The organism is Pseudomonas sp. AC083 (assembly GCF_979253165.1).
In genome coordinates this window covers 1-262 of record NZ_CEEDDH010000187.1, presented here as the reverse complement: position 1 = coordinate 262, position 262 = coordinate 1, and the positions used below count along the sequence as shown (strand labels likewise).

Annotated in this window: 1 pseudogene; it reads left to right on the top strand. The window is 41.2% G+C overall.

Annotated features, from left to right (window positions below):
* Positions 1–262: pseudogene (locus AC0IXA_RS27665) on the top strand (ATP-binding protein); the annotation flags it as partial.

The window sequence follows — 262 nt, the reverse complement described above, 5'->3', positions numbered from 1 at the left end:
AAAACATACAGAGCATATTACGCAGGAATCATACCGGCTTTATCGTCTGCTGCATGAACACGAAGCAGGGCAAAAAGTGAGTCAGGAGCTGTTAAAGCTCGCAGGAGAAATTCATGAAGTGAAAAAGGACAATCAGCGTATTTATGCTGGGCTTTCAAAGCTGATTTCGAAGGAAAATATGCAAGATTACATGAAGGCGGAAGAACTCGTTCAAATTGTGATCCGTATTCAAGAGAAGTATGCTCTATCTCTTGGGAAAAAC